Source organism: Pseudomonas sp. S5D5, from assembly GCF_003013355.1.
Taxonomy (GTDB): domain Bacteria; phylum Pseudomonadota; class Gammaproteobacteria; order Pseudomonadales; family Pseudomonadaceae; genus Aquipseudomonas; species Aquipseudomonas aylmerensis.
The window spans coordinates 6506731-6532615 of record NZ_PTEO01000001.1 but is presented as its reverse complement, the minus strand read 5'-3'; the positions used below and the strand labels follow the sequence as shown (position 1 = coordinate 6532615).

Annotated in this window: 25 protein-coding genes, 2 tRNA genes and 1 pseudogene; 6 read left to right on the top strand and 22 right to left on the bottom strand. The window is 58.5% G+C overall.

The window, feature by feature from the left end; all coding sequences use genetic code 11:
• Positions 1–11: 11 nt before the first annotated feature.
• Both C9990_RS32870 and C9990_RS29870 read right to left on the bottom strand, forming a co-directional pair.
• Positions 12–204: pseudogene (locus tag C9990_RS32870) on the bottom strand (iron dicitrate transport regulator FecR); the annotation flags it as partial.
• Between the two features lie 462 nt (positions 205–666).
• Positions 667–1317 (bottom strand): HAD-IA family hydrolase, encoded by a 651-nt coding sequence (locus C9990_RS29870; RefSeq protein WP_106805421.1) that lies wholly within the window; start codon positions 1315–1317, stop codon positions 667–669.
• A gap of 138 nt (positions 1318–1455) precedes the next feature.
• Here C9990_RS29870 and C9990_RS33225 point away from each other — a divergent pair, with 138 nt between their 5' ends.
• Entirely contained in the window at positions 1456–1608 is a 153-nt protein-coding gene (locus C9990_RS33225) for a GNAT family N-acetyltransferase (RefSeq protein ID WP_106805420.1), read from the top strand.
• A 275-nt stretch (positions 1609–1883) separates the two neighbouring features.
• On the opposite strand, the gene C9990_RS29860 is transcribed toward C9990_RS33225, so the two are convergent.
• The 4 genes from C9990_RS29860 to C9990_RS29845 all read right to left on the bottom strand — a co-directional run bounded on the left by C9990_RS29860 (position 1884) and on the right by C9990_RS29845 (position 4571).
• The gene (locus C9990_RS29860; protein ID WP_256595142.1) at positions 1884–2396 is read right to left on the bottom strand and encodes a bifunctional diaminohydroxyphosphoribosylaminopyrimidine deaminase/5-amino-6-(5-phosphoribosylamino)uracil reductase RibD; all 513 of its coding nucleotides are present in this window, start codon (positions 2394–2396) and stop codon (positions 1884–1886) included.
• An 81-nt stretch (positions 2397–2477) separates the two neighbouring features.
• Positions 2478–3077 (bottom strand): histidine phosphatase family protein, encoded by a 600-nt coding sequence (locus tag C9990_RS29855; RefSeq protein WP_106805419.1) that lies wholly within the window; start codon positions 3075–3077, stop codon positions 2478–2480.
• Between the two features lie 102 nt (positions 3078–3179).
• The gene (locus C9990_RS29850) at positions 3180–3884 is read right to left on the bottom strand and encodes a DJ-1/PfpI family protein (protein ID WP_106805418.1); all 705 of its coding nucleotides are present in this window, start codon (positions 3882–3884) and stop codon (positions 3180–3182) included.
• A 396-nt stretch (positions 3885–4280) separates the two neighbouring features.
• Positions 4281–4571, bottom strand: coding sequence for a chorismate mutase (locus C9990_RS29845; protein ID WP_106805417.1), 291 nt, complete (start codon positions 4569–4571; stop codon positions 4281–4283).
• Positions 4572–4893: 322 nt separating this feature from the next.
• Here C9990_RS29845 and C9990_RS29840 point away from each other — a divergent pair, with 322 nt between their 5' ends.
• Positions 4894–5586, top strand: a complete 693-nt coding sequence (locus C9990_RS29840; protein WP_106805416.1) for a M24 family metallopeptidase — start codon at positions 4894–4896, stop codon at positions 5584–5586.
• On the opposite strand, the gene C9990_RS29835 is transcribed toward C9990_RS29840, so the two are convergent.
• The 5 genes from C9990_RS29835 to C9990_RS29810 form a co-directional block, all read right to left on the bottom strand.
• Complete coding sequence (locus C9990_RS29835) at positions 5583–5918, bottom strand: hypothetical protein (protein WP_248769689.1); 336 nt, start codon at positions 5916–5918, stop codon at positions 5583–5585. The two genes, C9990_RS29840 and C9990_RS29835, sit on opposite strands and share 4 nt — an antisense overlap.
• Positions 5915–6895, bottom strand: a complete 981-nt coding sequence (locus C9990_RS29830) for an integrase domain-containing protein (RefSeq protein WP_106805415.1) — start codon at positions 6893–6895, stop codon at positions 5915–5917. The genes C9990_RS29835 and C9990_RS29830 overlap by 4 nt, the downstream gene beginning before the upstream one ends.
• A gap of 895 nt (positions 6896–7790) precedes the next feature.
• Positions 7791–8120, bottom strand: coding sequence for a hypothetical protein (locus tag C9990_RS29820; RefSeq protein WP_106805413.1), 330 nt, complete (start codon positions 8118–8120; stop codon positions 7791–7793).
• A gap of 1 nt (position 8121) precedes the next feature.
• The gene (locus C9990_RS29815) at positions 8122–9456 is read right to left on the bottom strand and encodes an integrase arm-type DNA-binding domain-containing protein (RefSeq protein WP_106805412.1); all 1335 of its coding nucleotides are present in this window, start codon (positions 9454–9456) and stop codon (positions 8122–8124) included.
• Positions 9457–9628: 172 nt separating this feature from the next.
• Positions 9629–9704, bottom strand: a tRNA-Thr gene (locus C9990_RS29810).
• Positions 9705–10122: 418 nt separating this feature from the next.
• Between C9990_RS29810 and bcsQ the strand changes: the two genes are divergently transcribed.
• Entirely contained in the window at positions 10123–11058 is a 936-nt protein-coding gene (bcsQ, locus tag C9990_RS29805; RefSeq protein WP_106805411.1) for a cellulose biosynthesis protein BcsQ, read from the top strand.
• Between the two features lie 241 nt (positions 11059–11299).
• On the opposite strand, the gene C9990_RS29800 is transcribed toward bcsQ, so the two are convergent.
• The 5 genes from C9990_RS29800 to C9990_RS29780 all read right to left on the bottom strand — a co-directional run bounded on the left by C9990_RS29800 (position 11300) and on the right by C9990_RS29780 (position 15505).
• Positions 11300–12487, bottom strand: coding sequence for a methyltransferase (locus C9990_RS29800; RefSeq protein ID WP_106805410.1), 1188 nt, complete (start codon positions 12485–12487; stop codon positions 11300–11302).
• A complete protein-coding gene (locus tag C9990_RS29795; protein ID WP_058422651.1) occupies positions 12468–13157 on the bottom strand; it encodes an ABC transporter permease in 690 nt (229 codons plus the stop codon). The genes C9990_RS29800 and C9990_RS29795 overlap by 20 nt, the downstream gene beginning before the upstream one ends.
• 38 nt (positions 13158–13195) lie before the next feature.
• Positions 13196–13891, bottom strand: coding sequence for an ABC transporter permease (locus C9990_RS29790; protein WP_053253867.1), 696 nt, complete (start codon positions 13889–13891; stop codon positions 13196–13198).
• Between the two features lie 74 nt (positions 13892–13965).
• Positions 13966–14718 carry an ABC transporter substrate-binding protein gene (locus C9990_RS29785; RefSeq protein WP_065899767.1) on the bottom strand — a complete coding sequence of 251 codons (753 nt, stop codon included), beginning with the start codon at positions 14716–14718 and terminating at the stop codon, positions 13966–13968.
• A gap of 13 nt (positions 14719–14731) precedes the next feature.
• The gene (locus C9990_RS29780) at positions 14732–15505 is read right to left on the bottom strand and encodes an ABC transporter ATP-binding protein (RefSeq protein ID WP_017138656.1); all 774 of its coding nucleotides are present in this window, start codon (positions 15503–15505) and stop codon (positions 14732–14734) included.
• A gap of 554 nt (positions 15506–16059) precedes the next feature.
• Here C9990_RS29780 and gabP point away from each other — a divergent pair.
• A complete protein-coding gene (gene gabP / locus C9990_RS29775; protein ID WP_065899768.1) occupies positions 16060–17451 on the top strand; it encodes a GABA permease in 1392 nt (463 codons plus the stop codon).
• Positions 17452–17534: 83 nt separating this feature from the next.
• Here gabP and C9990_RS29765 read toward each other — a convergent pair whose 3' ends face one another.
• Positions 17535–17948, bottom strand: a complete 414-nt coding sequence (locus C9990_RS29765) for a hypothetical protein (protein WP_106805409.1) — start codon at positions 17946–17948, stop codon at positions 17535–17537.
• A 4-nt stretch (positions 17949–17952) separates the two neighbouring features.
• Positions 17953–18900: an alpha/beta fold hydrolase gene (locus tag C9990_RS29760; protein WP_106805408.1), complete on the bottom strand. Its 948-nt coding sequence runs from the start codon at positions 18898–18900 to the stop codon at positions 17953–17955.
• 170 nt (positions 18901–19070) lie between these two features.
• Between C9990_RS29760 and C9990_RS29755 the strand changes: the two genes are divergently transcribed.
• The gene (locus tag C9990_RS29755; protein ID WP_106805407.1) at positions 19071–20036 is read left to right on the top strand and encodes an arsenic resistance protein; all 966 of its coding nucleotides are present in this window, start codon (positions 19071–19073) and stop codon (positions 20034–20036) included.
• An 87-nt stretch (positions 20037–20123) separates the two neighbouring features.
• A complete protein-coding gene (locus C9990_RS29750) occupies positions 20124–21728 on the top strand; it encodes a glycosyltransferase family 39 protein (protein ID WP_106805406.1) in 1605 nt (534 codons plus the stop codon).
• A 207-nt stretch (positions 21729–21935) separates the two neighbouring features.
• Here the strand turns inward: C9990_RS29750 and C9990_RS29745 are convergent.
• The 4 genes from C9990_RS29745 to C9990_RS29730 form a co-directional block, all read right to left on the bottom strand.
• Positions 21936–22011, bottom strand: a tRNA-Phe gene (locus C9990_RS29745).
• Positions 22012–22114: 103 nt separating this feature from the next.
• Positions 22115–22387 carry an oxidative damage protection protein gene (locus tag C9990_RS29740; protein WP_065899778.1) on the bottom strand — a complete coding sequence of 91 codons (273 nt, stop codon included), beginning with the start codon at positions 22385–22387 and terminating at the stop codon, positions 22115–22117.
• Positions 22384–23451, bottom strand: a complete 1068-nt coding sequence (mutY, locus tag C9990_RS29735; protein ID WP_065899780.1) for an A/G-specific adenine glycosylase — start codon at positions 23449–23451, stop codon at positions 22384–22386. Before mutY ends, C9990_RS29740 begins: the two co-directional genes overlap by 4 nt.
• Positions 23448–25658: an AsmA family protein gene (locus tag C9990_RS29730; protein ID WP_065899782.1), complete on the bottom strand. Its 2211-nt coding sequence runs from the start codon at positions 25656–25658 to the stop codon at positions 23448–23450. The genes mutY and C9990_RS29730 overlap by 4 nt, the downstream gene beginning before the upstream one ends.
• Positions 25659–25885 lie beyond the last annotated feature (227 nt).

Genomic DNA, 25885 nt, shown 5'->3' with positions numbered 1-25885 from the left:
TCAAATCGAACTCATGCCGGTTCGATGCTAGCCCAATAGCGCGTCAGGTAGTGCACTCTCACCGGTAAGGCCTGGTTCAGGTTTTCCAGCACGGTATCCGTATCATCGATGCGGAACGCGCCTGAGATGCTCAGCTCCTGAACCGATGCAGCGCAGTACGCCAGGGCGATAGCGTTCCAGCTCTTCGATGAAAGCGCCCAGCCTCGCAGGCGACTCCAGTAGTGAGATTTAACGGATGGATTAAATGCGCCTGACTGGAAGCTGTAACGATTTTCATGCCTGTTGTTGCTCGATTGCTTGAGATCGCTATCGCGAGCAAGCCCGGCTCCTACGGAGTGAAGTAGGTCCGGGGGCTTGTTGTTCTTGTGTTGGATGACGCCTTCCCAGCTTTCGGCAGCTCCTACAGAAATCTAGCGCGCACAAAAAAGGCCCACCTTTCGGTGAGCCTTTTCTGGTACTGCGTATGGTGCGGCACCAGGAGTCGAAGCGAACCATAACTTGCTGATAAGTGGCGTTTTATAAAGCCTATGAGAGCAGGCTTATCTCTAAATCTACCCTGATGATGTCATCGACGCTCTCGCCCGGCCAGGCAACGCCTGTCCCTACAGCACCTCTGTTTCAGCGAGCACTATTCGCCGTTGCATTGAGGCCAGAAATCAGGCCGAGTTACCCAATACGCCTCGCGGCCAATTGCAGCGTGTCTATTTGGCCCGCGAGCGTGCTGGACTTATTCCACTCAATAGCATTCCATCCCAAGTTGCGCGCAGCCAAAACATTTGCGGGAGTGTCGTCTATCAGAAGTAGCTGTTCTGGCCGGAACCCAGACAATTCGTTGACCTTCTCATAAAAAAGGGTGCTTGGCTTCCGGCAAGACAGCGCTGCTGAATAGAAAATACCGTCGCAATACTGATCTAGGCCAATCGACTCCATCAGAAACTTTGCACGAAGGTGCTCCTGATTGGTCGCAAGATACACCTTGACGCCATGACGCCGTTGTAGGTCGAGATCAGCCAGCAATCTCAGGTCAAGCCGGGCATCATTTTCAAACCAATACTTCAATAATGTTTGTGGAGAAAGGCCCGGTGCGATGTCCGGCAGCACGGATTTCAGCGTCGCCTCCAAGCTTAATTTACCCGTGACTATGTCGTCCCAATGCGGCTCGAAGAGCACCGTATGAAGATCTGAGCGTGCCAGCCCAAGATCCTCTTCGAGAGAGGAAGCCCAACCCTCTCCATCGGAGGGTCGACCGTTAACAATGACACCATCCACATCGACCATAATCGCGTGTATCAAAGTAGCCTTCGTGACGGTAGTCATGACTGTCCCTGAGAACACTTCTGATCTCCATTAACCGATGATGCTTCTCGGGGGCGAGCATATGGGAACGGCTAACGTCGGTATAAGATTTTTTACGTATAGCCTTAGAAGCAACCGGGTTCTGGGTGACTTCGCCATATGCTTATGGGTATTGGACGAAAACTGATGAGCGCTGCGCGGGAATGGGCAACCGTTAGAGGAGCAGAAGACCTCGAACTAGCTGTCTGGACATTCAATACAGCTGCGATCCGGATGTACGAGGGAGTTTGGCATGGAAGTTCGAGTGTTTGAGATGGGGATGCATCTGCTTGAAAGCGCTGAAAATGTTATCTAATCGGACGCCATTGCTCTATTCGAAATTGCAAACAAGGTGTCTTGCCCGGACGGCTACTGCATTTAGCCCTTAGTAAATTCTATTCGTAGATCGCTATCTGGGAATGTCATAGATTTTGTGTTCGGATATAACATGTTGAAGAGGTGCGTGTATGCCGATCAAAAAAACCGGCCCGTGAGGACCCGTGAGGTAACGGTACGGGCATCCCGACTTGTGCTGAGAGGTCGACGATTTACTCATCGTTATGATCCGATGATCCATCTGGTTTTCTTACTAAAAAATCAGCTAAGTCCTTGGCAGCTTCCTCTGCCAGTAAGCCGACAACGACGGTAATACCTGCATCTTGTAACATTTTTATGCCTGCTCCCGAGTTTCTCGGATCGGGATCAAGCAGCGCAACAAACACTGTCTCGACTCCACTTTTTATCAGTGCCAACGCACATGACGGAGTTCGGCCATGAAAGGAGCATGGCTCAAGCGTGACAAATGCAGAGACCCCGGAGCAGTCGCGCGATAAGCAGCTTAGCGCCATTGCTTCCGCATGATAAAACCCAGGCGGCTGTGTATGACCTTGGCTGATCACCGCGTTATCTTTTACCAGCACGCAACCTACCGGCGGGTTTGGGAGGCACTCAGGTAGGGCTAAACGCCCTTGGGCGAGAGCGAGGTGCATAAAATCGGTATTGGAGGACGTGTTAGGCATATTCGATTGGTTCTCATCCTCGGCAGCCAACTCTTGGCACATCGGATTAGCCAGTGCTGTGCAGGCGTCACTATGGACTTACACTTAAATTACGCGGGCGCCCATTCATGGCAGCAGCCAGCATCACACTAGAGGCAGCGTGCCTCTCAGAATGTCAGTATCAAGCGTTGGAATCTCGAAACTCTCCAAGATCAGCATGCGGCCGTTTGAGAGCTGCCAGTGGTAAAAATCTGAAAAATCCCCTTTGGCCATCGCGCGGATGACCTTTGCAACGAAGCCGTGCGCGACGAGCAAAACAGTTTTTGACGAGTATTTCGATTCCAGCTCAACCAAACCGCTTCGTACTCTCTTCACTACGTCTGAGATCGACTCACCGCCGGTTGGTCCGGCATCCCAACGTCGAGTGATATTTTGCGACCAAAGCTGCGGGTATTGCTCTCTTGCGTCAGCTTGAGTCAATCCCTCAAAAACTCCGACATCCCGCTCTCGGAAACACTCCATAATCTCGATCGGGAGCTTCAGCCTTTCGTTAATGATCCTCGCAGTTTCTTTAGCCCTTATGCGAGGGGAGACGACGAGTGCATCAAGATTCTTGGGCAAGTATTCGCCAAGCGCTTCAGCTTGCCGCCGCCCCAGTTCGGTCAGCGCTGGATCAAGTGAACCGAGATAGCGCTGTTCGGCATTGGCCCAGGTTTCCCCGTGCCGTACGACGTATAAATGCATGAAATCCATCTTAATGAGTTAAACCGGGAACCTTACCAACTGAAGCCGCTCGGGCTGTTGTGACGAATCGGGTACAGGATGCTTACACTTGAACAGCAAGCTCTACTCAATGGCTGTTAAATACGCTTGCCCAGCAGCTAGGATCGTCGCTGCCCTACGACGCTCGATGAACGAACTCATTTTATCTTTCGTTCGCGATAGCAATTCTGCAGGCGCGGAGCGAGGCGAACCGACGTCATAGGGTGGGCGAGGATCGTATTCCATTTGCAGCTGGATCTCCTTGGCCACTTCCTCTCCTGCCACCAAGGCGACTACGCTAAGTGCAAAGTCAATTCCGGATGTCACACCGGCCCCCGTTAGCCGATCACGGTCTTGCACTACTCGTTCATGCACGGGCACTGCGCCCAGCAGACCCAATTGATCGATCGAGGACCAGTGGCAAGTTGCTCGATAACCTTTGAGCAAACCCGCTGCTCCTAAAACCAGTGACCCCGTACAAACAGAGGTGATCAGTTGGCAAGTCTTCGCCGCCTGCCTCAGAAAATCCAAGGTTTGCTGGTCGCTCATCAGTTCGATCTGACCCGCCCCTCCGGGAACACAGATCACATCGAGTGGAGGGCATTCGTCATAGCGGGTAGTCGGTAGGATCCGCATGCCGCGATCGGCCGAAACAGGGTCGAGATCTTTCCAGAGCAAATGAACCTGCGCTCCAGGAAGTCTGCCGAATACCTCGGCGGGTCCGGTGAGATCAAGCTGTGTCAGATTGGGGAACAGCACAAGGCCGATTTGGAGTTTTGGAGAGGGCATCAATGCCTCCATGGCAGTCACAGAAGCACGGTAATTTACTCCGCATTTAGTCCTGGCTTTAGACGAAATTGTCTTCAATGAGGAGCCATTTGTTATTACGAGAGCGCTGAGTGTCCAGCCAGCTGGATTGTGCTGGGAAGATAGGGGCGAGAAGTGTAAATAGTAGTTCGAGACTCGCCTGTGGGTACTTAGGCCATGGAATTGGCTGTTTGAAAGGTCGCTACTCGGCGGAAAACTGCTGGCGGCGATCATAAGCTTGCTCCAATCAGCGACTCAACGGACATTATCCATATACTGATTTGAAGGCCATCTTCATGCACCTTCTGACGCTGCTGGGCGTGAGATTACCGAGCTGTTACCTCACCGCTGGGAATCCACCATCGGTTGCTTTGCAGCCTATTTCAATGTGCTTTCTCGGATGGTTTGATGATTTGCCACGACTTCGTCTATGACGGCTCTGAAGACTTTCTGAGTTAGCTCGATACTAACCCCGTAACGTGCAGCTAGGACGGAATACCTTTCGGCTTGCGCGGCTTCGCGAGAAGGATCCACAGCTTCCAAGTTCTGTGCTGCCTTGATAGTGCCAACCTTGCCAGTAGCGACAAATCTCAGCGCGAGAATCCTGATGACCTCTTCATCCAAACTATCAATTTCCGCCCTCAATCTCCTCAACTCATCGCCGCTCATGCAGGTTGCCTCAAAGTCTTTAGTAGTCGCGGTTGAGTGTAACGATCTCTAGATCGGCCTTTGATAATGCCATCTCCTGAAGGTCGAACGGAGGGATGGCGGGATGCTTATCTGGGGTTTGCGGAGCGGGCTAGCTGACGTTGCCGGGCGCGTACTGATAAACGGGCTCCCATTGATTCCGCAATAGATTTGTGCCCCAACTGCTCTCGAGAGGTAAGTGTATTGCCAATACACCTTGAAGCGAAAGCTTCGTTACCTTTTGTTAAGCTGCTCAACTCAAGCGCCTGCGTGGCTAACGAAACCGACGATAGAGGCCCCATCCATGCCTGCGCCGCTAAATCTACCCGTCCAAGCTGCTGCGAAATCCGTCTTAGCACAACTCGTTAATCACATAACACCAAACTCCACTGAAGCATCTATCGTAAGAATCGCAGCCGATATGCTCACGCAGTTGGGATATCCAGATACTTGGTATTACGATTGTCCGGCATTCGTTTTGCTCGGATCCCGCAGTCTGGCCTCAGTCTCAGGTCGGGGCTACCAACCAAGCGAAGAGGCGGTAGGTTTGCGAAATCTTGTAACAGTCGATCTCAGCCCCCGATCAGGCACTGTGTGGGGTGATTGCGCACGTTCATTTTACGTCGAGGATGGTATATGTCGAACGATGCCACTTGGTGATGATTTCACTAGAGGATATGTGGCGGAGCAAAGTCTACATGACATCATGCTGCGGTTTGTTCACCCTGAAACCACCTTCAACGACCTGTATGAGTTAGCTAATGAGTCGATAATTGATGCCGGTTTCGAGAACCTCGATTTTCTTGGCAACGTTGGTCACAGCATTTGCGAGCGACGTGATCAAAGGCTTTACATTGAGTCGGGCAACAATCGCCGCCTGGGTGAGGTGACCTGTTTTACATTTGAGCCCCACATACGTTTGAGAGCCGGTAAATGGGGTTATAAGCATGAGAATATTTACTACTTCGACGATGACGGAGCACCATGTGAGCTTTAAAAATTATCGCCTGAAGCAGCTACATTCTCGGCGATGTGGTCGTACCCTGGCTTCCGTTCGCGTTTGAAATTCCAAGATTTTCCTAGGCGCAGAGTGATCAGACTTGTGGTAAGCAGATAGTAGTAGTGGGTCGATTTCGAGTTTGAGTTTATGTGGTGATTCAAAAACCAAATGAGATGTTTTCTTTGCCATGACCATGGGTTACCTCGGTTCCAGCGTTCAGAAATAGCTGCTTGAATAGTCTTGGCCTGGCGGATGTGTCGTTCTCGTGTGGTATGTGCTCCAGTCAGCACTCCAGCCAAGAATATCTCCATATCGAATGGTTTACTCATACCCGACCGCCGATGTACGCCGATACCACGTCGATTCGACCGTGCCCCAGCTCATAGCTGATTTGTAATCGTGCCTCTCGATCAAGGCGCGGATCGAGCCGCCTGCACCTGCCACCGTTGATGGGCGCTAGGTGGTGGGTGATCTGTTCATAGCGTTCGCACGCATAGGCCGCGCGCAGTTCGTGGAAGCCTTTGAGGTGGTGCGTATGGAGGATATCTCGGGCGGGGCGTACGACACTCGGTTGGAAATCGAGATAGCTCTCGTTCGGTGCAAGCAGGTTGCGGCTGCCGTCGGGCGAGACCTGTTCGGCAAACCTCAGTGCGTCACGAATATGATCGTCTACCCTGATCCAGCGAGGTGCCGACGCACCTGAGCGGCCACCTTTGGTGCCATCCTGGATGTTGATCTTGCCGTATTGTTCGGCCTCACGTTTTAGACGCGGTAGGTCGGCCAAAATGGCCTCGCGCAAGCGCATGCCGGTGGCACGCGCCAACTGCGCAATGGCGGCGGCGCGGGGGTACTGATTTTCGCAGAGGGCGTTTACGGTCCGCTTAACTTGTTCGCGGTCTTGGCCCTGCGGCACCGAGCGACGAACACTGGTTCGCCGCATTCCCAGCGCCTTACTCGGACTCGAGACCTTCACATACTGATCACCGCGAAGCGCGGCCATGGTCCGATTCACACTGGATAACCGGTTTTGCGCGGTGGCGATGGCGAGCTCACCTTGTTCAACTTGCTGACGCAGATGTCCGGCGTAGTCCAGCAAGGTCTGCCGATCAATTTGTCGTGCATCGTTAAATCCTGGCCCATTCTCGGAGCGACACCAGCGTACAAACGCCTGCCAGTGATCACTGTGCGCCTTGACCGTGCCGTAGTGCCCGCCGCCAAACAGATCGCGCAATGCCCGCGGCCCGGCATAGCTCAACTGCCGACCATAGCCAAAATTGCGCCCAGCTCGTCTACCGACCAATCCCATGACCAAACTCCTCTCGAAGCCAAACCTTTAAAACCATCCCCACGTCGTCCCGCCAAGAATGTTGAGTGTTATCAGGGATCAAGGCCCCTGCGACCTGTGAGGGTTGTCCACTACGCGGGACTGGCGGCTCTTTACGACCGGGAGCTTGGGCATCTCATGATCTGACCTCCTGAACACTTCCGCAGAAGTGGGCGGGTGGAGGCTGCACTGGCTGACGAGACCGGCGCCGCGAGATCCTGAGTCGGGTGAAGGCAGCGAGGCGATGACTGGGGTATGCCTGACTGTCAGTCAGGTGCAGTCCATTCCGTGGACTGCGGCACCATCATCTGCATCGCTGTTGCTGGTGACTTCGGTGTTTGTCACGCCGATTGTCACGAGGGGGAATGCCGCAAAGCCTTGTACGAGTTGGGCTGCAGCAGCGGTAGGAGCGCCCGTCTCTTTCCGGGAGAAAGAGACGGGCGCAGGTTGGCGCAAGGAAATGGCCAAGCGGACAGGTTGCTGCAGGGCAGCTATGAAAGGGAATGAGTTGCCGCAGTGGGCATGCTGGTAAAAGTAGGCATCCATCACATCGTTGTGACCGTGCGAGCCGCCGGACGCTAATCGCACTTTGGGAGAACCGCCACGGTGTGGCGTAGCCTTTAAGGTTCTGGCTACCTGGGTTGCTGTCAACGACAGCGCTTTGCCCGATCTTTTCTACTCCTGTAGATAATTTGGGTCAAGGTTCGATTTTTCGGGAGTTCTGCGGCTGTGGATGAAATTATCCACCGGTGGAAATCTGTGGTTTTCCACAGACAGTTGGGTGGGCTTTAGATTTTTTAAGTGAGGTCCATCCAAACAGGGCGGCTTTGCAGCCCTGTTTGGATGGACCCGCGTGGCAGAGCAGATTGCGAGAGTCTTACGGATGTACGCTTGCTTTACTGCGGCACTTTAAAAGCCAAAGCAGTGTCAGCACCGTCGGCCAAAACAACGTGTTGAGAATGTCGTGAGCGCTTGCCTGCCAACGCCAGTATCCGAAGCTTCCAATATCGTCTCGCCGATCTACCCACTCGCCAGCACACGCAATGATGAAAACAACCAGCCAGCCAATGTATGGTCTGAATCGTCGGGTGCCGACGATCAACGTTAAATAGACCACCATGCCCACATAGATATGCAGCGCGTCTTTTGACAGCCCGGTTGCCGACACGATGGCGAGCTTGATGCTTTGTGCGGTTGAGATATCCATGTCAATTCTTCCTTTCTGCGCCAGTGCCAGACTTCGCCTTCATCCGAGTAACGTTAACCCCAATCTGGTTGGCGAATTCGTGTGGAGTGACATGCTCTTGCCGGTTGGCCTCCAGATACCGACTCCACCAGTTCATGATCAGCCTGCGTTCCTCGATGAATTCAGCATTGTGGATGTAAGCGGCGCGGACGTTGTTGCGCTCCTTGTGGCTCATCTGCCGTTCAATAGCTGTCTCCGACCACAGTCCTGACTCGATCAGTGCGCTGCAGGCCATCGAACGAAACCCATGTCCGCAGATATCGGTTTTGGTGTCGTATCCCATCGTCCGTAGCGCGTTGTTCACGGTATTTTCGGACATGGGTTTCCAGGGCTTGGCATCGCCTGCAAACACCAGGTCGAATTTTCCGGTGAGGGCGTGGATCTGTTCAAGCAGGGCTACGGCTTGCGGCGATAAGGGTACAAGGTGGATGTCCCCGGCCATCTTCGTCCCCCTTGTTGAAAAGGGTACTCCGTCCAACGCTGGACGAGTGTCAGGTATTTCCCAGGTGCCGCGCTTGAGGTCGAACTCGCTCCAGCGTGCGAAACGCAGTTCGCTGGATCGTACAAACACATGCAATGACAGCATCACCGTCAGACGGGTAAGTGCCCGGCCTTTATAGGTGTCGATCCGCTCCTGCAGTTCCGGCAGTCGCGATAAGGGTAGAGCGGGGCGATGGATCACCCGCGGGGCCTTGATCGAGCCTTCGAGGTCGTAAGCAGGGTTTATAGTGATAAGCCGGAGGCGCTTTGCCTCGCGCATGATGCTCTGCAGGTAGTTTTGTACCCTTAAAGCAACGTCTATCGATCCGCGCTTCTTGATCGCTTCCAAGGGCTGCATAAGGTCATGGGTGTCGAGATCAACAATGGCGCGTGCGCCGATCAGCGGGAACACGTGGGTTTTGAGGCGGCTCATCACTGTTTTGGAATGGCCTGGTGCCCACTTGGCCGACATTTCCGTATGCCAGTCGAGCGCAACGCTTTCAAAGGTTCTGCCTTTGATTACGGCTTCCGCCTTGGCTTGGTGCTTGGTCTCTATAGGATCAACGCCATCCGCCAGCATTCGCTTGACTTCCAAGCGCTTGCGGCGCGCATCGGCGAGGCCAATGACGGGGTAGTTGCCGAACGAGGTCAGTCCTTCCCGTCCGTCAGGTTTGACGTAACGGAGCCGCCAGCCTTTGCGGCCATTGGGTTGGACTAGGAGATAGAGGCCATCGCCATCGAAAAGCTTGTAGGCGCGGTCTGCAGGTTTTGCCAAGCGGCAAGCTGCGTCGGAGAGCGGAGCTGTGGTGCGCGACATAAGGGTACTCCCTTTTATCGAAGTGACCTGTATCCCAAACTCTACCCTTAAAACGGTTGGAATCCACCAGTTTCTGACGGAAATCGATGGAACGCCAAAACGAAAAAACCCGCCAGAAGGCGGGTTTTTCGGGGATTCCAGAGATTTTGAAAGCTTTCTATGGAACCTTGAATGGTGCCGGCACCAGGAGTCGAACCCGGGACCTACTGATTACAAGTCAGTTGCTCTACCAACTGAGCTATACCGGCGTGTTAGGGCGACGATTATAGCGATTGGAGGGGTTCTGTAAACCCCTGAATTCTGACTATTTTTGCGCAATTGCAGTTTTTTTGCCTGGCTGGTTATTTTGCCCACTGCAATGGCTTCTATTTGCACAGTCAGCAAGGAATTACATATGCCCCCGCACTGGAATCTGGTTATGGGGCCCGTCCTCGTCTAAAGCAGCAAATCGATTGAAAACCCCTATGACAGGCGCGTTGACGGTCATTAAATTGACGACTTGCCGTTTGTCTAAAAAATAGCCAGCCATGACATCAAAATAATGACACTTTTATGCGCTTGAAGCAGACTGCACGGACTAGGGCGACCAGAAAAAGACCTGCGGTAAGCAGTCGTATCAGCTGACCTTTTCACGTCTTTAAACTTCGCCGTGACGAGGAACGCGCTATGAGTTTTACCGATGGTCTTCTTGCCCTGCTTGGCAAAGATGTCAGTCGCGACGCCCGTGGGCTGAATGCGCGGCTGCACTTTTTCGGCAGCATCCCCGTGGATGATGGCACTCCGTTTCCCCCTCAGACTCCCAGCGCCAATGAGCATTGCCTGCCAGTGGACAAGGCCGAGCGGCGTCCGTGTGTGGTGGCGTTGGTGTCAGTCAATGGCGGCGTGGGGCGAAGCACCCTGGCCACCGCGTTGAGCAGCGGCTTGCAGCGCCTGGGTGAGTCAGTGGTGGCGGTGGATCTGGACCCCCAGGATGCATTGCGATTGCACTTCGGTGTCAGCCGCGCCTCGCCCGGGATTGGTCGCGCCAGCCTGCGCAATGCACGTTGGGAAACTCTCCAGCAGCCGGGTTTTGTCGGCAGTCGCGTGATTACCTTTGGCGATACCGATATCCGCCAGCAGGACGACCTCCAACGCTGGCTCAAACATGAGCCGCAATGGCTGGCGCAGCGCCTGGCAGCCCTGGACCTGAGTGCCCGCGACACGGTGATCATCGATACTCCTGCCGGCAATAACGTCTATTTTCATCAAGCCTTGAGTGTCGCCGATGTGGTGTTGGTGATTACCCAGGCCGATGCCGCTTCCTTGGGCACCCTGGATCAACTCGATGCCTTGATGGCGCCGCACCTTGAGCGCGAGCGGCCACCGCATGTTCACTTTGTGATCAATCAGCTCGATGAGGACAATGCCTTCAGCCTGGATATGGTTGAGGCGTTCAGGCAGCGCCTCGGTACGAAGGAGCCATTGGAGGTGCACCACGATTTAGCGATCAGTGAGGCGCTGGCGTTTGGCACGGATCCCTTGGACAGCCAGGCTTTGAGTCTGGCGGGTGACGATATCGATGCGCTTTGCCGGCTGCTGATCGCACGCAGAAAACAGCTGTGAACGGCGGTTTATACGCGTAACAGCAAATGCTTATGCACAATCGGTTGGACCGAGTTGTCACGAAACAGCCATTTTGTGGAGCCGTTCTCATCACGCCGCAACTGCCTGTTTTACGTGTGTTTTATTTTGTGAACAAAAAATGACCAGCGCGGCTTTCGGCCTGTAGCGCAGATGGCTACGGGCTCCGTAAAGAATTCATCAACAGAGTTATCCACAGGTTGGGGTGCGACAATTTCGCCCCTTAATCGCGCTCGGCGAGCACCATCAAGTTGCGCGGCGTCAGGGTTGGTTCGCAGAAGCTGCCTACTTCGACCGTGTAGCCGTTTTCACTTAGAAACAATGCCCGATCCAGCACCAGCCAGACCTCCAGCGGGCGCCGAAACAGACCACGTACCAATTCCAGGTTCCTGACCTCGGCCAGACGCCGCCAGCCGTATGCCTCCAATGCCCCCCAATCCTGCTCACCTGTGGATAACCCTTTGCGGCTCGCCAGCTCCCGGCAGTAGTCCGCGAAGGGTTTGTCCAGCCAGCTGGCGGGCAGGGACGGTGTGGGCAGGTAGTCGTCGTGGCCTCGTAGCTCGCGTTGCAAGTGATCGAACCCCAGGCGTCGGGCCATGGACGTGTCCCGCTGCAAGCGCACGCGTTTGCCTGCGGTAACGGTTTCGCTCAGCGGCAGGCCAAGGTCATCGATCGACAGCTGCAGGCGCGATGCTCGGCCTGCGGTGGACAGCGGTTGATAGGTGTCGGCGTTGATGCGGTTGTAGCAACACGGCGCCAGCGCCAGCTGTTTGCAGCCGGCGGCGCTGGCGAGGTGCAGCAGGCGCACATGCAGGTCGCCACAGGCGTGCAGGGCGACGGGCGTGTGTTCGGGGCCGATAGCCACGTCGGCCATCACATCTTGCAGGCGATGGGTGACCGGCAAGCCGTGATGCTCGCTCAAGGCTTGGCCGGCGGCGATCAGTGCCGGGTCGTATTCCAGGCAGGTCAATGTTTGGCCTGTTTGCAGCAGGCGACGACCCAGGTGGCCCTTGCCTGCACACCAGTCCAGCCAGTGCCGGGGTGTTTGTGCAAACGGCAGCGCCGCGCCGAAGGCTTCGATTTGTTCCCACTTGCGGCCCGGCACGTCGACGTTCAGGCGCTGGCGGGCGGGGTGCAGGGGCTGCGTCGGCAACTTATCCACAGCGCTGAGTTGCAGGGCTTGCTCGGCAAGCTGTGGAAAAGGCGCAGGCGCGGCCAGGTCGTGGGGATGGTTGTGACTGGCTTCGGCATCGGCCAGCGAACGTTGACGCAGCCACTGGGCGAGGTCGGGATGCCGGGTTTCCCAGGCTAGTTGGCGATGCGTGAAGGGGCGTGGTTTCCACAGCCCCTGGTGCTCGATCAGAAACGCATCCAGCGCCGCGAAGCGTGTCTCAACGTCCCTGGCAAGCATCGACGCGCAGCCAGCGTTCGAGCAGCTTGAAGCCCCGTACCAGGATGTAGGCCATCAGCAGGTAGAACAGGCCGGCAGCGAAGAAGATTTCCACCGGCAAGTACGTGCGGGCAATGATGGTGCGTGCCATGCCGGTCAGTTCCAGCAGGGTCACGGTGCTGGCCAGGGCGCTGGCCTTGAGCATCAGGATCACTTCGTTGCTATAGGCCGGCAGGCCGATGCGCGAGGCGCGGGGCAGGATGATGTAGAACAGCGTCTTCGGCTTGGACATGCCCAGGGCGCGCGCGGCTTCGATCTCGCCGGGCGGTATGGCCTGGATCGCGCCGCGCAGGATCTCGGCGATATAGGCGGCGGTGTGCAGGGTCATGGTCGCCGTGGCGCACCAGAACGGATCGCGCAGGTACGGCCACATGAAGCTGTTGCGCACCGCGTCGAACTGGGCCAGGCCGTAGTAGACCAGGAACAGCTGCACCAGCAGTGGCGTGCCACGGAAGAAGAAAATATAGGCGTAGGGCAGGGCGCTGACATACCAGCGGCGCGAGGAACGGGCGATCCCCAGGGGGATCGCCAGCAGCAGGCCGGCGATCACGGCAATGGCCACCAGCTCCAGGGTCAGGGTCGCGCCCTGGGCCAATTTTGGCAGCCACTTGATGATCACGGCCCAGTTCAGGCCCAGGTCGAAATGCGCCAGCCAGCTGTAGTCGCCGCTCATTGGGTGCTCCTTGCAAAGCCGCGGGCGGCGCGTTTTTCCAGGAAGTGCATGCCGGTCATGGCCAGGACGGTGAGGCCCAGGTACATGAAGGCGGCCACCATGAAGAAGGTGAATGGCTGCTTGGTCACGGTCACGCCGATCTGCGCGTGGCGCATGATTTCTTCAAGGCCGATCACCGACACCAGCGCGGTGTCCTTCATCAGGATCATGAACAGGTTGCCCAGGCCCGGCAAAGCGATGCGCCACATCTGCGGCATGATCAGGCGAGTGAAGATGCGAAACTTCGACAGCCCCAATGCCACACCGGCTTCGCGGTGGCCCTTGGGAATGGCGAGGATCGCGCCACGGAATACTTCCGTGGCGTAGGCACCAAAGCACAGGCCCAGGGCAATGACCCCGGCAGCAAAGGCACTTAGAGAAAGGTCGGGGTTGCCAAAGAACTCCCCCAGGGCACGCATCAGGTTGACCGTGCCGAAATAAATCAGCAGTACCCACAGCAACTCGGGAATACCGCGAACGATGGTCGAGTAAGCACCGCCAAGCCATTGCAGCGGCTTGTACGGGGACGTCTTGGCCAAGGCGCCGGCGAGGCCGAGCACCAGCCCCAGGCACAGGGCCGTGAGCGCCAGTTTGACGGTCATCAGCGCGCCAGCGGCGAGCGCCGGGCCGAATCCGTAGAGATCGAAATTCATGGTGTTTTCATATCGCGGCAGGCATTGCTGAAAGCCGGCGCGCCCGAGGGGGCGCGCCGGTCAGGCCGTTCAGATCATTCGATGCTGAACGGGAAGTACTTGTCGTTGATTTTCTTGTAGGTGCCGTCAGCCTTGATCTCGGCCAGGGCTTTGTTCAGGCGCTCGCGCAGCGGGTCGCCCTTGCGTACGGCGATACCGATCTTGTCGCTTTCTACCACCGGGTCGCCCTTGAATTCATAGGCGGAACCGTCTTTGCTCTTGAGCCATTCGTACTGCACGTACTTGTCGGCGAGCATCCCGTCGAGGCGGCCGGACGTCAGGTCGAGGTAGGCGTTTTCCTGGGTGTCATAGAGCTTGGCGGTGGTTTCCGGCAGTTTGTCTTCCAGGTAGGTACCGGCCAACGTCGCGCGTTGTGCACCGATGACCTTGCCCTTCAGGTAAGCGGCGTCGGTCTTGAAGTCCGTCGTGGCTTTAGGGGCGATGAACTGCAGCTTGTTGGAGTAGTACGGGTCGGTGAAGTCGACGGCCTGCTTGCGCTCATCGGTGATCGACAGCGAGGACACCAGGAAGTCGAACTTCTTGGCGTTCAGGGCCGGGATGATGCCGTCCCAGTCGGACACATACACTTCGCACTTTTCGACTTTCATCTTGGCGCACAGGGCGTCGCCGATGTCTTTGTCGAAGCCGACCACGTTGCCGCTGGCGTCTTTATTGTTGAACGGCGGGTAGGCCGCTTCGATCCCCATTTTCAAGGTTTCTGCCATGGCCGTGGCGCTGAACGCCATCGAGACGGCCGCGGCCAGAAGGAATTTTTTATAGTTCTGCATGCATGTTGCTCCGTTAGCGGTTGCTGGACATGAATTGTTTGCAGCGCGCCGAAAGCGGGTTTTCAAATACCTGCTGTGGCGATCCTTGCTCTTCGACCAGGCCCTGGTGCAGGAACACCACTTCACTGGACACCTGGCGGGCGAAGCCCATCTCATGGGTGACCAGCAGCATGGTGCGGCCTTCTTCGGCCAGCGCGCGGATCACATTAAGTACTTCCTGGACCATTTCCGGGTCAAGCGCGGATGTAGGCTCATCGAACAGGATGACTTTGGGCTGCATCGCCAGGGTGCGCGCGATGGCCGCCCGTTGTTGCTGGCCGCCGGACAATTGCGCGGGGTAGGCGTGGCGCTTGTCGCTGATGCCGACCTTGGCCAGCAAGGCTTCGGCGACTTCGATCGCCTCGGCCTTGCTCTGGCCGAGCACACGGCGGGGTGCCTCGATGATGTTGTCGAGGATGCTCATGTGCGGCCACAGGTTAAAGTTTTGAAACACAAAACCGATTTCGCTGCGCAGGCGATTGATCTGCTTGCCGTCGGCGGCCATCAGCTCGCCGTTTTTCGCGGCCTTGAGCTTGAGCTCTTCGCCGGCGACCAGGATTTGGCCCTGGTGCGGGTTTTCCAGCAGGTTGATGCAACGCAGGAACGTGGACTTGCCGGAACCGGAGGAACCCAGGATCGAGATCACGTCGCCGTCGCGAGCGGTCAGCGAGATACCTTTAAGTACCTCCAGCTCACCATAGCGTTTATGCAAGTTGCGGATTTCAAGCGCGGGCGCGGCCTCGGCCATGTGCGGTCCTCATTGTGTTCATTGCGTTCCTGCTGTTGGGCCGCCTTCCTGGCGAGGCGCCAAGCTAGCATAGCGCCTTGATGGCAGCCAACAGCGCGGCCGGCGGTAAACAGGCGGTGTGCGGCAGGGTGTCGCATCGGCACAGCAGCGTGTCGCGCCATCAACAACCGAACAACCGTTTGAACCTGTAAAACCGCAGGCTTCGCGTAAAAAAGGGCGCGATGGTGCCAGCTTTGGGCGGGTGTTGGAAGGGTTAACCGGGCAAACGGTGCTTATCAGCCCTTTTATGGAGCGTCACGTACTTTTTGTGTGTGTTTTTGGTGCGCTGGGTGGTCTTGGAAGTGAGTCGCACGGTAACGCTATAGCGGAATGCCATTGTTCTCAATGACTTGCGATTTCTGTTGAATCGTCCTACAGCCCGCGTCAATCGCGGCCTTGTAACATTTTGGCGCAAATCTTGCGTAAAAAATAAAGAACGCCCTGTTGGTTTCTTTTCACGAGAAAGATTTCAGGCCGGGCGGACCGTTTTCGCAATTCCTCGTAAAGGTGTGTCAATGAGTAGTACGCAAAGCTCCAATGACCTCGAACAGGGGCTCAAACCGCGTCACGTCACCATGCTGTCGATCGCCGGCGTCATCGGTGCCGGTTTGTTTGTCGGCTCCGGCCACGCGATTGCTGCCGCCGGCCCTGCTGTACTGCTGGCCTACGCCGCTGCGGGGACGCTGGTGGTATTGGTGATGCGCATGCTCGCCGAAATGGCCGTGGCCTCGCCTGATACCGGTTCGTTCTCCACCTACGCCGACCGCGCGATCGGCCATTGGGCCGGTTTCACCATCGGCTGGCTGTACTGGTGGTTCTGGGTATTGGTCATCCCCTTGGAGGCCAACGCCGCCGCGACCATCCTGCACGCATGGTTCCCGGATGTGGCCATCTGGGCCTTTACGCTGATCATCACTTTGCTGCTGACGGCGACCAACCTGTTCAGCGTGAAGAACTACGGTGAGTTCGAGTTCTGGTTTGCGTTGATTAAAGTCGTGGCGATCGTGGGCTTTGTGATCCTCGGCCTCGCGGCGATTTTCGGCTTCCTGCCGACCAGCCAGGTCAGCGGCGTTTCGCACCTGTTCGACACCCAAGGCTTTATGCCTAACGGCATGGGCGCTGTCCTGGCTGCGATCCTGACCACCATGTTCTCCTTCATGGGCACCGAGATCGTCACCATCGCCGCCGCCGAATCGAAGAACCCAGGCCAGCAAATCACCAAGGCCACCAACTCGGTCATTTGGCGGATTGGTTTGTTCTACCTGTTGTCGATCTTCATCGTAGTGTCGCTGGTGCCATGGAACGATCCGACCCTGGCTGCCGTAGGTTCCTACCAGACCGTGCTGGAACGCATGGGCATCCCGAATGCCAAGCTGATCGTCGACCTGGTGGTCTTGGTCGCTGTGACCAGTTGCCTGAACTCGGCGCTGTACACCGCTTCGCGCATGCTGTTCTCGCTGGGTCGTCGCGGTGATGCACCGGCAGTCGCCAAGCGCACCAACAAGAGCGGCACGCCTTACTGGGCAGTGTTGCTGTCGACCGGCGCGGCGTTCCTGGCAGTGTTTGCCAACTACGTGGCCCCGGCGGCGGTGTTCGAATTCCTGCTGGCCAGTTCCGGTGCCATCGCGTTGCTGGTGTACCTGGTGATTGCGGTATCGCAACTGCGCATGCGCCAGAAGCGCACGGCGGCGGGCGAGAAGATTGTGTTCAAGATGTGGCTGTTCCCAGGCCTGACCTACGCAGTGATGGTCTTCATCGTGGGCACGCTGACCATCATGCTGTTCCAGGAAGCGCACCGGGTCGAGATCATCGCGACCGGTATCCTCAGCTTGCTGGTGGTCGTGGCGGGGCTGTTTGTGTCGAGCCGTCGCAAGGCCCAGCGGGTAGGCGCTGCAGCACTCAGCTAGGTTGCACCGATCCCTGTAGGAGCTGGCTTGCCGGCGATGGCGTCTTCAAGGGCCCCATCGCCGGCAAGCCGGCTTCTACAGAGTCAGAGTTGGGTCAGTGCCTTCGAGGCCGCGAGGTAATCCGCCTGGAACTGCGGCGATTCGATCCACGCCAGCGCAGCCGCTTCATCATCGGTGTCCGTGGCCCACTGCCGATATTCGATCAGTGCCGCCAGGATGAAGTCGGTGGCTTCCTCTTCGCCTTCCTGCTCCAGCACCAGCGCCAGCAACGGGTGCGCCAGGAACACGGCACACAATGCCTGCTGGCTGATCTCGCCCGCTGTGCGCATCTCGACGAACAGCTCGGTCAAATCCACCGATTCAAGGTCAATGCGGCTGTCATCGCCGGAAAACGCATCCGGCTTGCTCGCGACGGCGCGCTGGGTACGGTTCTGCTTGGCCTTGGCCTTGGCCTTTGCCCGTTGGGCGCGTTTTTGCTGCTTGTTTGGCGAGGCCATGGGCTCAACGTCCTGAGGATCTGGGATGAGTATTGAAGCGCAGGTTGGGGGAAATCCCAAGGGTATCTGCGGTTAATTCGCCGTTTTGCAGCCACGCCAATGCAATCGGCCACAGCCGATCCTGATACTCGCTGCGAAAGAACGCGAAATGTCCGACCTGTTTTTCGCCGATATCTTCAGGCGCAATCCGCAGGTGAGTGCGTTCGCTGCCGTCGAAATAGCCCAGTAATCGCTCAATCGCCGGCACTGTGCCAAACGGATCATCGGTGATGCTGATCGCCAGGATCTGCGCGCTCACACGACTGAACGGCAAGCCCGCCAGCGCGCGACCGCTGGGCCGCTTTTCGTATCTCGGTGTCGGCGTGCTCCAGTCGCGTACCACGCCTGCCGGCGTGTCCTCCAGCCAGCCCAGTCGCTTGCCCGGGAAGTACCCGCACAGCGCCGTGACCAGTGGCATCACTACATGCCACTTGGCAAACATCCGCCAGCGCCCGCTCGCCTGGTAATCGCGCCAGTAGGCGAACTGCGCGCCCACCGTGACGATCCGCCGGATCACCGCCCCTGAGGCGGCGAGCCCTGCCGCACAACCGCCGAAGCTGTGGCCGACCACATCAATCGGCTGGCCCGGAAACTCCCGCTGCGCCCGCCGCAGGATCGCCTCGAAATCCAGCGCGCCCCAATCCGACCACGAGGCCTTGAAGCCGCGCAACGAACCGCTGCGGGATTCGCCGATGCCTCGGTAGTCGTAGGTAATCACGTCGAAGCCGTGGGCGAACAGGTAATCGGCGAAGCGTGAGTAATGGCGGCAGCGCACCGAGGTGGCGGCGTTGATGATCACGGCGGGGCGCGCCAGGTCGGTTCGGACGTGGCGCCAGCTGAAGCCGCCGAGAGGGTAACCGTCGGCAGCGGGCTCGCGGAATGCTTCTGGGGCAGGTCGGGTGGGCAGGTTCATAGGTCGACTCGATCCTTGCGCTTCGATGTGGGCTGGAAGGCCCATGCGCTTTTGTAGTCAGCCGAAATTAACAAATTTCGCCCGGCGCAGGCGCAGGAATTATTGCGATGCTCGACCTTATCCCCTGGGGTGCTTAGGCTTACGAACTTTTGATCAACCGGAGTCAGTCCATGACCCGCGACACCCTCGAGCACAACCAGATCCCGGTCTACTTCGTCGCGGTCATTCTGGCCGTCGCCTTCGGCTTGCTTGCGCCGTCCTGGGGGCATGGAATGGGTGCGCTGGTCACGCCTGCCATCGCGGTCTTGATGTACGCCATGTTCCTGCAAATCCCTTTTCTGGATCTGCGTCAGGGCCTGGGCAACAGGCGCTTCCTCGCGGCGTTGCTGCTGGCCAATTTCATCCTGGTGCCGTTGCTGGTGTGGGCATTGACGCGTGGACTGGTGGAGCGCCCGGCGTTGCTGGTGGGTGCGTTGCTGGTGTTGCTCACGCCGTGTATCGACTACGTGGTGGTGTTCACCCACATCGGCAAAGGTGATGCGCGACTGATGCTGGCGGCGACGCCGGTGCTGTTGCTGCTGCAGTTGCTGCTGTTGCCGCTGTACCTGGGTTTCATGCTGGGCGCGCAGTCCGAGGTCGTGGTGGCGGCGGGGCCATTTATCGAGGCGTTCCTGTGGTTGATTGTGCTGCCGATGGTGCTCGCGGTGATCACGACGTCGCTGGCGCGCAAGTCGGCGCTCATCAATGCCTGGAACAGCGCCTGGGCGTGGCTGCCGGTGCCGGCGATGGCAGCGGTGCTGTTTGTGGTGATCGGTTCGCAAATCACCTCGGTGGTGCGCGACATCAACCTGCTGCTGCCGGTGATCCCGGTGTATGTCGGCTTCCTGGTGCTGGCGCCGCTGATGGGCGCGCTGGCGGCGCGGCTGTTCGCGCTGCCGGCGGCAACGGCGCGGGCGGTGACCTTCAGCGCGTCGACGCGTAATTCGCTGGTGGTGCTGCCCCTGGCGCTGGCCTTGCCGGAAGACGTGCGAGGGCTGGCGGCGACGGCGGTCATCCTGCAAACCCTGGTCGAACTGGTGGGTGAGCTGATTTACGTTAGGCTGATTCCCAAGGCGGTGTGGCCCGCGGGTCGGTAAAAGCGCAAATGTTCAGGTTTGTTCAGGCGCTATTCAGGGGCTCGCTCGGCAACATAGGTTGGCGCTCCCTACCTGACAGGCCTACTGATGGATCATCGCAACCGTTTTCGCATGGAATCCCTGGGCATTTTCCTGCTTGCCTTGTTGCTGTTTACCCTGGGCATCTGGGATCAGCAGCCGCAAGGGTTTGACGGACGTTGGGCGCTTTTCCTGCAGGAAATGTTTCGCCATGGCGCGAGTCTTTTCCCCACGACCTACGGGCAGCCCTACGCGGACTATCCCGGCACCGCGACGTTCTTTAGTTTTGTCTTCGCCCGGTTGTTCGGCGCGCCTAACCATCTGGCGAATATCCTGCCGACCGCGCTGGCCTCGGCCGGGGTGGTGGCGCTGATCTATCGCCTGCTGGTGCCGTATGGTCGCAGCTGGGCGCTGCTTACCGTGCTGTTGACCCTGCTGACGACCCAGTTGCTGGAAAAGTCGCGCTCGGTGTGCCTGGACCAAATGGTCGCGCTGTTGTGCCTGGGCAGTTTCTACCTGCTGCACAGCGGCGAGCGCCTCGGCTCGCGGTGGCGCCAACTCGCCGTGTTCCCGTTGTTCATCCTCGGCTTTGCGATTCGCGGCCCGCTGGGCTTGATCGAAGTCTGTGGCGTGGTGTGCGTGTACTGGGCACTGGCCCGGCCTGGAGAGCGGGTCAAGCAGGTGTTGATTCACGGCATCGTCGGGCTGGTGTTGCTGGCGGCCTGTTGGTGGCTGCTGGTCAAGCTCGCGCGCTTGAGTGGCGGCGATGCGTTTGCCGATGAGGTGTTCAAGATGCAGGTGGGCGGGCGCCTCGATGAGACCGGCGAGCCGTTCTATTTTTACTTCCAGCTGAGCCTGTACCGTTATTTCCCCGTGGTGCCCCTGGCGCTGGCCACACTGGTTGCCCTGCGACAGCGCTGGGCGCAGCGCTTCGACGATGATGTGCAATTGGTCGTGCGGCTCGGCGCCTGCGGCTTGATGATCCTGCTCGGGTTGTCGGTGCCGCACTTCAAGCGCGCTTATTACATCCTGCCAATGGTGCCGATGTTTGCCGCTGTCGCCGCCTATGGGCTGCTCCAGGCGCAAGGATGGCTGATTGGCGTGCGCCGATGCTACGAGGGGCTTGTCGCGGCGCTGCCGGCGTTGTGCGTGGTTGTCGTGTTTGTCTGTCGGCATAGTTGGCAGAAACACGGTTACTGGCCTGGCGTCTCGCTGCCGTTGTTGATCGGTGGGTTGGTGATCCTGCAAGTCGCGGCGCTGCTTGCCTGGCGGCGAGCAGGGCGGCTGGTGTGGCTCAGCGTGTTCGCACTCGCGGCGCAGTGGCTGGTGCTGGTGACGGTAGTGGAGCCCGCCAAGGACCTGCAGTTCGACACCCGCCAGTTTGTCAGCCAGGTGGAAGCCCTGCGCGTGGCGCAACCGGGGCCGCTGGTATTTGTGAATCTCGGCCGGGACACCTGGGCGGTGCGCTACATGATGAACCTGGAGCATGACGAGCAGCCATTGTTTGTCGGTAGCTCCGACGTTGCGCGGCTGGACACTCTGCCCCGCCCGGCGTGGGTCATCGTGGCGCGCAAGGAAACCGCGCTGCTCAAGGGCACGCCCCTGGAACATCTGGCGCCAAGCTTCGAGGGGCGCTTGAACGATAATCCCCTGATGGTGTTTTTGCTGGAGTGAGTCAGTGACGGGCTATGCGTCTGCCGGTCGAGTGGTTGGCCGGTCATGTGAGGGGCGGAAGGCGCTGATGTGGAGGAGGGTGATCGATGCTTTGGGGCGATGTTGAATCGCCTCGGTAGACCGAAAAATCGCAGGCAACAAAAAACCCGCACTAGGCGGGTTTCTTGTGTGTTTCAGATGATATTTGCACCACCTGAAACTTAATAGTGGTGCCCAGAGACGGAATCGAACCGCCGACACGGGGATTTTCAATCCCCTGCTCTACCGACTGAGCTATCTGGGCAACGGGGCGCATTAAACGGGTTTTTCAGGGGGTCGTCAAGCAAGTTTTCAAAAAATATTTAATTATTACCGTCGCTTACGTGCCGACCCCGATTTTTGATCAATTATTGAGCAGGCGGCACGTAGCCGTCGGCCTTGGCGTAATCCTCGCCGGAAAAGAACTTGTCCATTTCGCCTGACAGGTATTTACGATCTTCGGCGTTCATCATGTTCAGGCGTTTTTCATTGATCAGCAGCGTCTGGTGTTTCAGCCAGTCGCCCCATGCCTGGGCGGAAATGTGATCGAAAATGTCCTGGCCTTTCGCACCTGGGTACGGAGGGCGTTCCAGGCCGGGCAATTGTTCTTTGTACTTGCGGCACATTACGGTGCGGGTCATGACGACACTCCTGCATTCAATACGTCGGCCGCGCGCTTCAGCAGTTTCTTGACCGGGGCGGCAAGGCCCAGGCGCGGCGGGGTGGCGAGGTTATACCAGAGCCAGTCGGCCTCGGCCACGTGATGGGCGGATTCCTCGACCTGGACCAGCCAGGGTTCGATGGCCAGCTGGAAGTGGCTGAAGGTGTGGATCAGCCCCGGCAGCTCCTGCTGTTTGCCCAGTGCCAGCGCGTGCTGGTGGGCGAGGTGTTCCAGGTCGGTGAGGTCGTCCAGCTCCGGCAAGCTCCACAAACCGCCCCACAGGCCGGTGGATGGGCGCCGGTAAAGCAGGATTTCGCCTTCGGCATTGGCCAGCAAGGGCATCAGCGTGCGCTTCTGCGGGATGCTCTTGCGCGGCTTGGGGATCGGGTAGCGCGTCTCCAGGCCGAGCATGTGGGCTTCGCAGCCTTTTTCCAGCGGGCACAGCAGGCAACTGGGCTTGCTGCGGGTGCAGAGGGTGGCGCCCATGTCCATCATCGCCTGGGTATAGGCGTTGACGCGGTCATGCGGAGTGAAGCGTTCTGCGGTGGCCCACAGCTGCTTCGCCACCTTGGGCTCGCCCGGATAGCCTTCCTGCGCGGTAAAGCGTGCCAGCACGCGCTTGACGTTGCCGTCGAGGATCGGCGCGCGCAGGCCCATGCTCAGGCTGGCAATCGCGCCGGCGGTGGACAGGCCGATACCCGGCAGTTCGGTGAGCTTTTCGACATCCCGGGGAAACTCGCCGCCGTACTCGGCCACGACGATCTTCGCGGTCTTTTGCAGGTTGCGCGCCCGGGTGTAGTACCCCAGTCCGGTCCACAGGTGCAGCACTTCGTCTTCCGGCGCGGCAGCCAGGGCCTCGACCGTTGGCAACGAGGCCATGAAGCGGTCGAAGTAGTTGAGCACGGTGCTCACCTGGGTCTGCTGCAGCATGATCTCCGAGACCCACACCCGGTAAGGCGTGATGCCCTGTTGCCAGGGCAGGTCATGGCGACCGTGGCGGTCGTACCAGTTGAGTACGGCCTCTGAAAACTGCTCGTTTCTCATCGTTTGAACAGGCCTTTCAACGCGTCTTTCAACTGCGGGTTTACCTTGTCGAGTTTCTCTTCCAGCTTCTCGCTGAGCTTGTTGCCGGCCGCCTTGATCGCGACCTGGCTCAGGCCGTCCTTGTCCAGGCGGCAGGCCTTGGCGCCCAGTTCCAGCGGGCCACGGCAACGCAGCGGCACTTCGATGTTCTGGAAGTTGGAGCCGACCTGGCAGGCCGGGTCCGGCGTATCGCGCTGGTCGCCTTCGACGATGATGCCGACGCGGTAATCCATGCCGAGTACGCGCAAGTCGACGTCGCCGTTGCCGTTGACCGTCAACCCTGGAATGCGCACTTTCAGGTCGGGGTTGCTGGCCACGCCGTTACGGAATGTCAGGTTGCCGCGCAGCTCCTGGAAGGGCGTGTCCTTGCCCTGGGGCGTGGTGCTCAGGGTCTTGCGGTTGAGCAGGGCGATGCCGGTGCACAGTTGCTGTTCGAGGTTGGCGTTGAGCAGCACGCCGTTGTTGATCACAAAGCTGGCGGTGCCGTTGAGGCTGTCGATCAGCGCCTTCTGGCTGTTGCCACGGCCGTTGAGGTTGCTGTCGAGGGTGATCTGGCCCTTGACCGGCGGGTTCTGCCCCTGGGCCTGCAGGATGCGTTCAACCGGCACCTGCTTGATATGCGTCTGTAGCGCGAGGACCGGGATGTCCTGGCGCACATCGAGGTTGCCGTTGGCCTGGAACGTGCCGTTGTAGAGGCCGCCGCTGAGGGTGTCCAGCTTGAGTTGGCCGTCGACGCCGGAGGCTTTCAGTGCCGCGTTCTGGATCGGCAGCTTGCTCAGCGTCAGCTGGCCGAAGGCGAGGTCGGCGTCTATGTCCAGGGTGCGCAGGTGCGTCAGCGGCAGCAGCTTGTCGGTGCTCCAGGCGCCTTTGGTGGGCGCGTCCGGCAGCGGTGTAGTGCCACCGGCGGCCATGGCCCCGGCTTCGCTGTTCTGCACCTCGGCCTGGCGGGCGGCGCTCGCGCCTTTGGCGGAGTCGGACTTGGCCGGCAGGTAGTTGTCAGCGTTGAAGGTGTCGCCCTTGAGCTGAACCCGCAGCGACTGCTTGGCGAAATCGTCCACGGCAACGCGGCCGGTGAAGGTGCTGCCGTCGAGTTTCAGGTTCAGGTCTTCCAGCGCCAGGCTGTTTGGCGTGCCCTTGAGGCGGCTGACCAGCTCGACCTTGCTCAGGCTGCCGTCCGCCATCGGCGGCAACGGGTGGCCGACGCTGTCGAGGAACTTGGCCAGGTCAAACTGGGCAATGGACAGCGCGCCGCTGAATTGCGGGGTCTTGTCCAGGTCATTGACCTTCAGCTCGCCCAAGGCGCGCAGTTGGTTGGCCGACAGCTTCAGGTTGGTCCACTCGGCGATATTCGCCGCCTGGTCCACCAGCAACTGGCCCTGGGTGGAGAAGGTCACTGTCTTGCCTTGCAGCGGCTCGCCCGTGGCTTCGCCGGTGATTTTCATGTCCTCGAACTGGTAGCGCTTGAGGGCGCGCTGGATGCGCAGGTTGCCGTTGAGCTCGGTCTTGACGCGCATCACCGGCTGGTTGCTGCCGAAGAAGGCGGTGAGTTTCACCGGAATGCTCGCGCCTTCGTGCACGGCGCCGGCGCTCAATTGGATGCTTTCGGCGCTGAACTGCTTGCCGGTCTGTTCATCGTTGTATTCGATGCGGGCGTTGTTGACCGTCAGGCTGTCGATATCCAGGCGGATCGGCTTTGACGGTTTTTCCGGCTCGGTCTCGGCAGGTTGCTCGGTCGGAGCGGGTGCGCCGGTGCTGGCCGACGACACGTTCTTGCCAATGTCTTCCCAGTTGCCGTGGCCTTGCTTGTCGCGGGTCAGGCGCAGGTTGAGGCCTTCGACACGCACGTCGCTCATCTGGACTTCGCGGCGCAGCAGCGGCAGCACGCGCACCGACAGGCCCAGCATCTGCAGGTCGGCGAACGGCTGAGTCGGGTTGGTCAGGGTCGCGACGCTGGCTTCGTGCAGTTCAAGGCCGAGCCAGGGGAACAAGCTCCAGCCGATATCGCCATTGAGCGTCAGCTCGATGTGGGCCTTGTCGCGGGCTATCTGGCGAATCTCGTCTTTATAGTCGTTGGGATCGAAGAGATGGGTCAGGGCAAAGCCCAGAGCCACAATGATCAGCAACAGCCCGAGAAGTACCAGACCCAGGATTTTGCCGAACGCTTTCATGGGCGAGTCCTTGTATGTCGATTTCAAAATTTAGCCGCAGAGTATAACGCCCGACGGCCCGCGTCAGTTCGCGGATCGTTACATTGTATCCAGGGGCGCGGGAACGGGTTTCTGGCGTCAAACAAAACAGATTTCCTGAAAAAGGTGATATCAGTTTGGTTTTTCTGTCATCCACAGGTGCTAATCTGCGCAGGTTCGTCTGCCTTCTGCGACACAACGTCGCGCTT

What these genes read in the sequence shown, in the direction of transcription:
- C9990_RS29755 (WP_106805407.1), top strand. Translation starts at nt 19,071, where the DNA reads ATGACCCGCGACACCCTCGAGCACAACCAGATCCCGGTCTACTTCGTC.
- C9990_RS33225 (WP_106805420.1), top strand. Translation starts at nt 1,456, where the DNA reads ATGCTTATGGGTATTGGACGAAAACTGATGAGCGCTGCGCGGGAATGG.
- C9990_RS29780 (WP_017138656.1), bottom strand. Translation starts at nt 15,505, where the DNA reads ATGGCCGAGGCCGCGCCCGCGCTTGAAATCCGCAACTTGCATAAACGC.
- C9990_RS29870 (WP_106805421.1), bottom strand. Translation starts at nt 1,317, where the DNA reads ATGACTACCGTCACGAAGGCTACTTTGATACACGCGATTATGGTCGAT.
- C9990_RS29785 (WP_065899767.1), bottom strand. Translation starts at nt 14,718, where the DNA reads ATGCAGAACTATAAAAAATTCCTTCTGGCCGCGGCCGTCTCGATGGCG.
- C9990_RS29800 (WP_106805410.1), bottom strand. Translation starts at nt 12,487, where the DNA reads ATGCTTGCCAGGGACGTTGAGACACGCTTCGCGGCGCTGGATGCGTTT.
- C9990_RS29845 (WP_106805417.1), bottom strand. Translation starts at nt 4,571, where the DNA reads ATGAGCGGCGATGAGTTGAGGAGATTGAGGGCGGAAATTGATAGTTTG.
- mutY (WP_065899780.1), bottom strand. Translation starts at nt 23,451, where the DNA reads ATGAGAAACGAGCAGTTTTCAGAGGCCGTACTCAACTGGTACGACCGC.
- C9990_RS29820 (WP_106805413.1), bottom strand. Translation starts at nt 8,120, where the DNA reads ATGGATATCTCAACCGCACAAAGCATCAAGCTCGCCATCGTGTCGGCA.
- C9990_RS29850 (WP_106805418.1), bottom strand. Translation starts at nt 3,884, where the DNA reads ATGCCCTCTCCAAAACTCCAAATCGGCCTTGTGCTGTTCCCCAATCTG.
- C9990_RS29815 (WP_106805412.1), bottom strand. Translation starts at nt 9,456, where the DNA reads ATGTCGCGCACCACAGCTCCGCTCTCCGACGCAGCTTGCCGCTTGGCA.
- C9990_RS29750 (WP_106805406.1), top strand. Translation starts at nt 20,124, where the DNA reads ATGGATCATCGCAACCGTTTTCGCATGGAATCCCTGGGCATTTTCCTG.
- C9990_RS29860 (WP_256595142.1), bottom strand. Translation starts at nt 2,396, where the DNA reads ATGTGCCAAGAGTTGGCTGCCGAGGATGAGAACCAATCGAATATGCCT.
- C9990_RS29760 (WP_106805408.1), bottom strand. Translation starts at nt 18,900, where the DNA reads ATGAACCTGCCCACCCGACCTGCCCCAGAAGCATTCCGCGAGCCCGCT.
- C9990_RS29790 (WP_053253867.1), bottom strand. Translation starts at nt 13,891, where the DNA reads ATGAATTTCGATCTCTACGGATTCGGCCCGGCGCTCGCCGCTGGCGCG.
- C9990_RS29830 (WP_106805415.1), bottom strand. Translation starts at nt 6,895, where the DNA reads ATGGGATTGGTCGGTAGACGAGCTGGGCGCAATTTTGGCTATGGTCGG.
- gabP (WP_065899768.1), top strand. Translation starts at nt 16,060, where the DNA reads ATGAGTAGTACGCAAAGCTCCAATGACCTCGAACAGGGGCTCAAACCG.
- bcsQ (WP_106805411.1), top strand. Translation starts at nt 10,123, where the DNA reads ATGAGTTTTACCGATGGTCTTCTTGCCCTGCTTGGCAAAGATGTCAGT.
- C9990_RS29765 (WP_106805409.1), bottom strand. Translation starts at nt 17,948, where the DNA reads ATGGCCTCGCCAAACAAGCAGCAAAAACGCGCCCAACGGGCAAAGGCC.
- C9990_RS29730 (WP_065899782.1), bottom strand. Translation starts at nt 25,658, where the DNA reads ATGAAAGCGTTCGGCAAAATCCTGGGTCTGGTACTTCTCGGGCTGTTG.
- C9990_RS29835 (WP_248769689.1), bottom strand. Translation starts at nt 5,918, where the DNA reads ATGAGTAAACCATTCGATATGGAGATATTCTTGGCTGGAGTGCTGACT.
- C9990_RS29740 (WP_065899778.1), bottom strand. Translation starts at nt 22,387, where the DNA reads ATGACCCGCACCGTAATGTGCCGCAAGTACAAAGAACAATTGCCCGGC.
- C9990_RS29855 (WP_106805419.1), bottom strand. Translation starts at nt 3,077, where the DNA reads ATGCATTTATACGTCGTACGGCACGGGGAAACCTGGGCCAATGCCGAA.
- C9990_RS29840 (WP_106805416.1), top strand. Translation starts at nt 4,894, where the DNA reads ATGCCTGCGCCGCTAAATCTACCCGTCCAAGCTGCTGCGAAATCCGTC.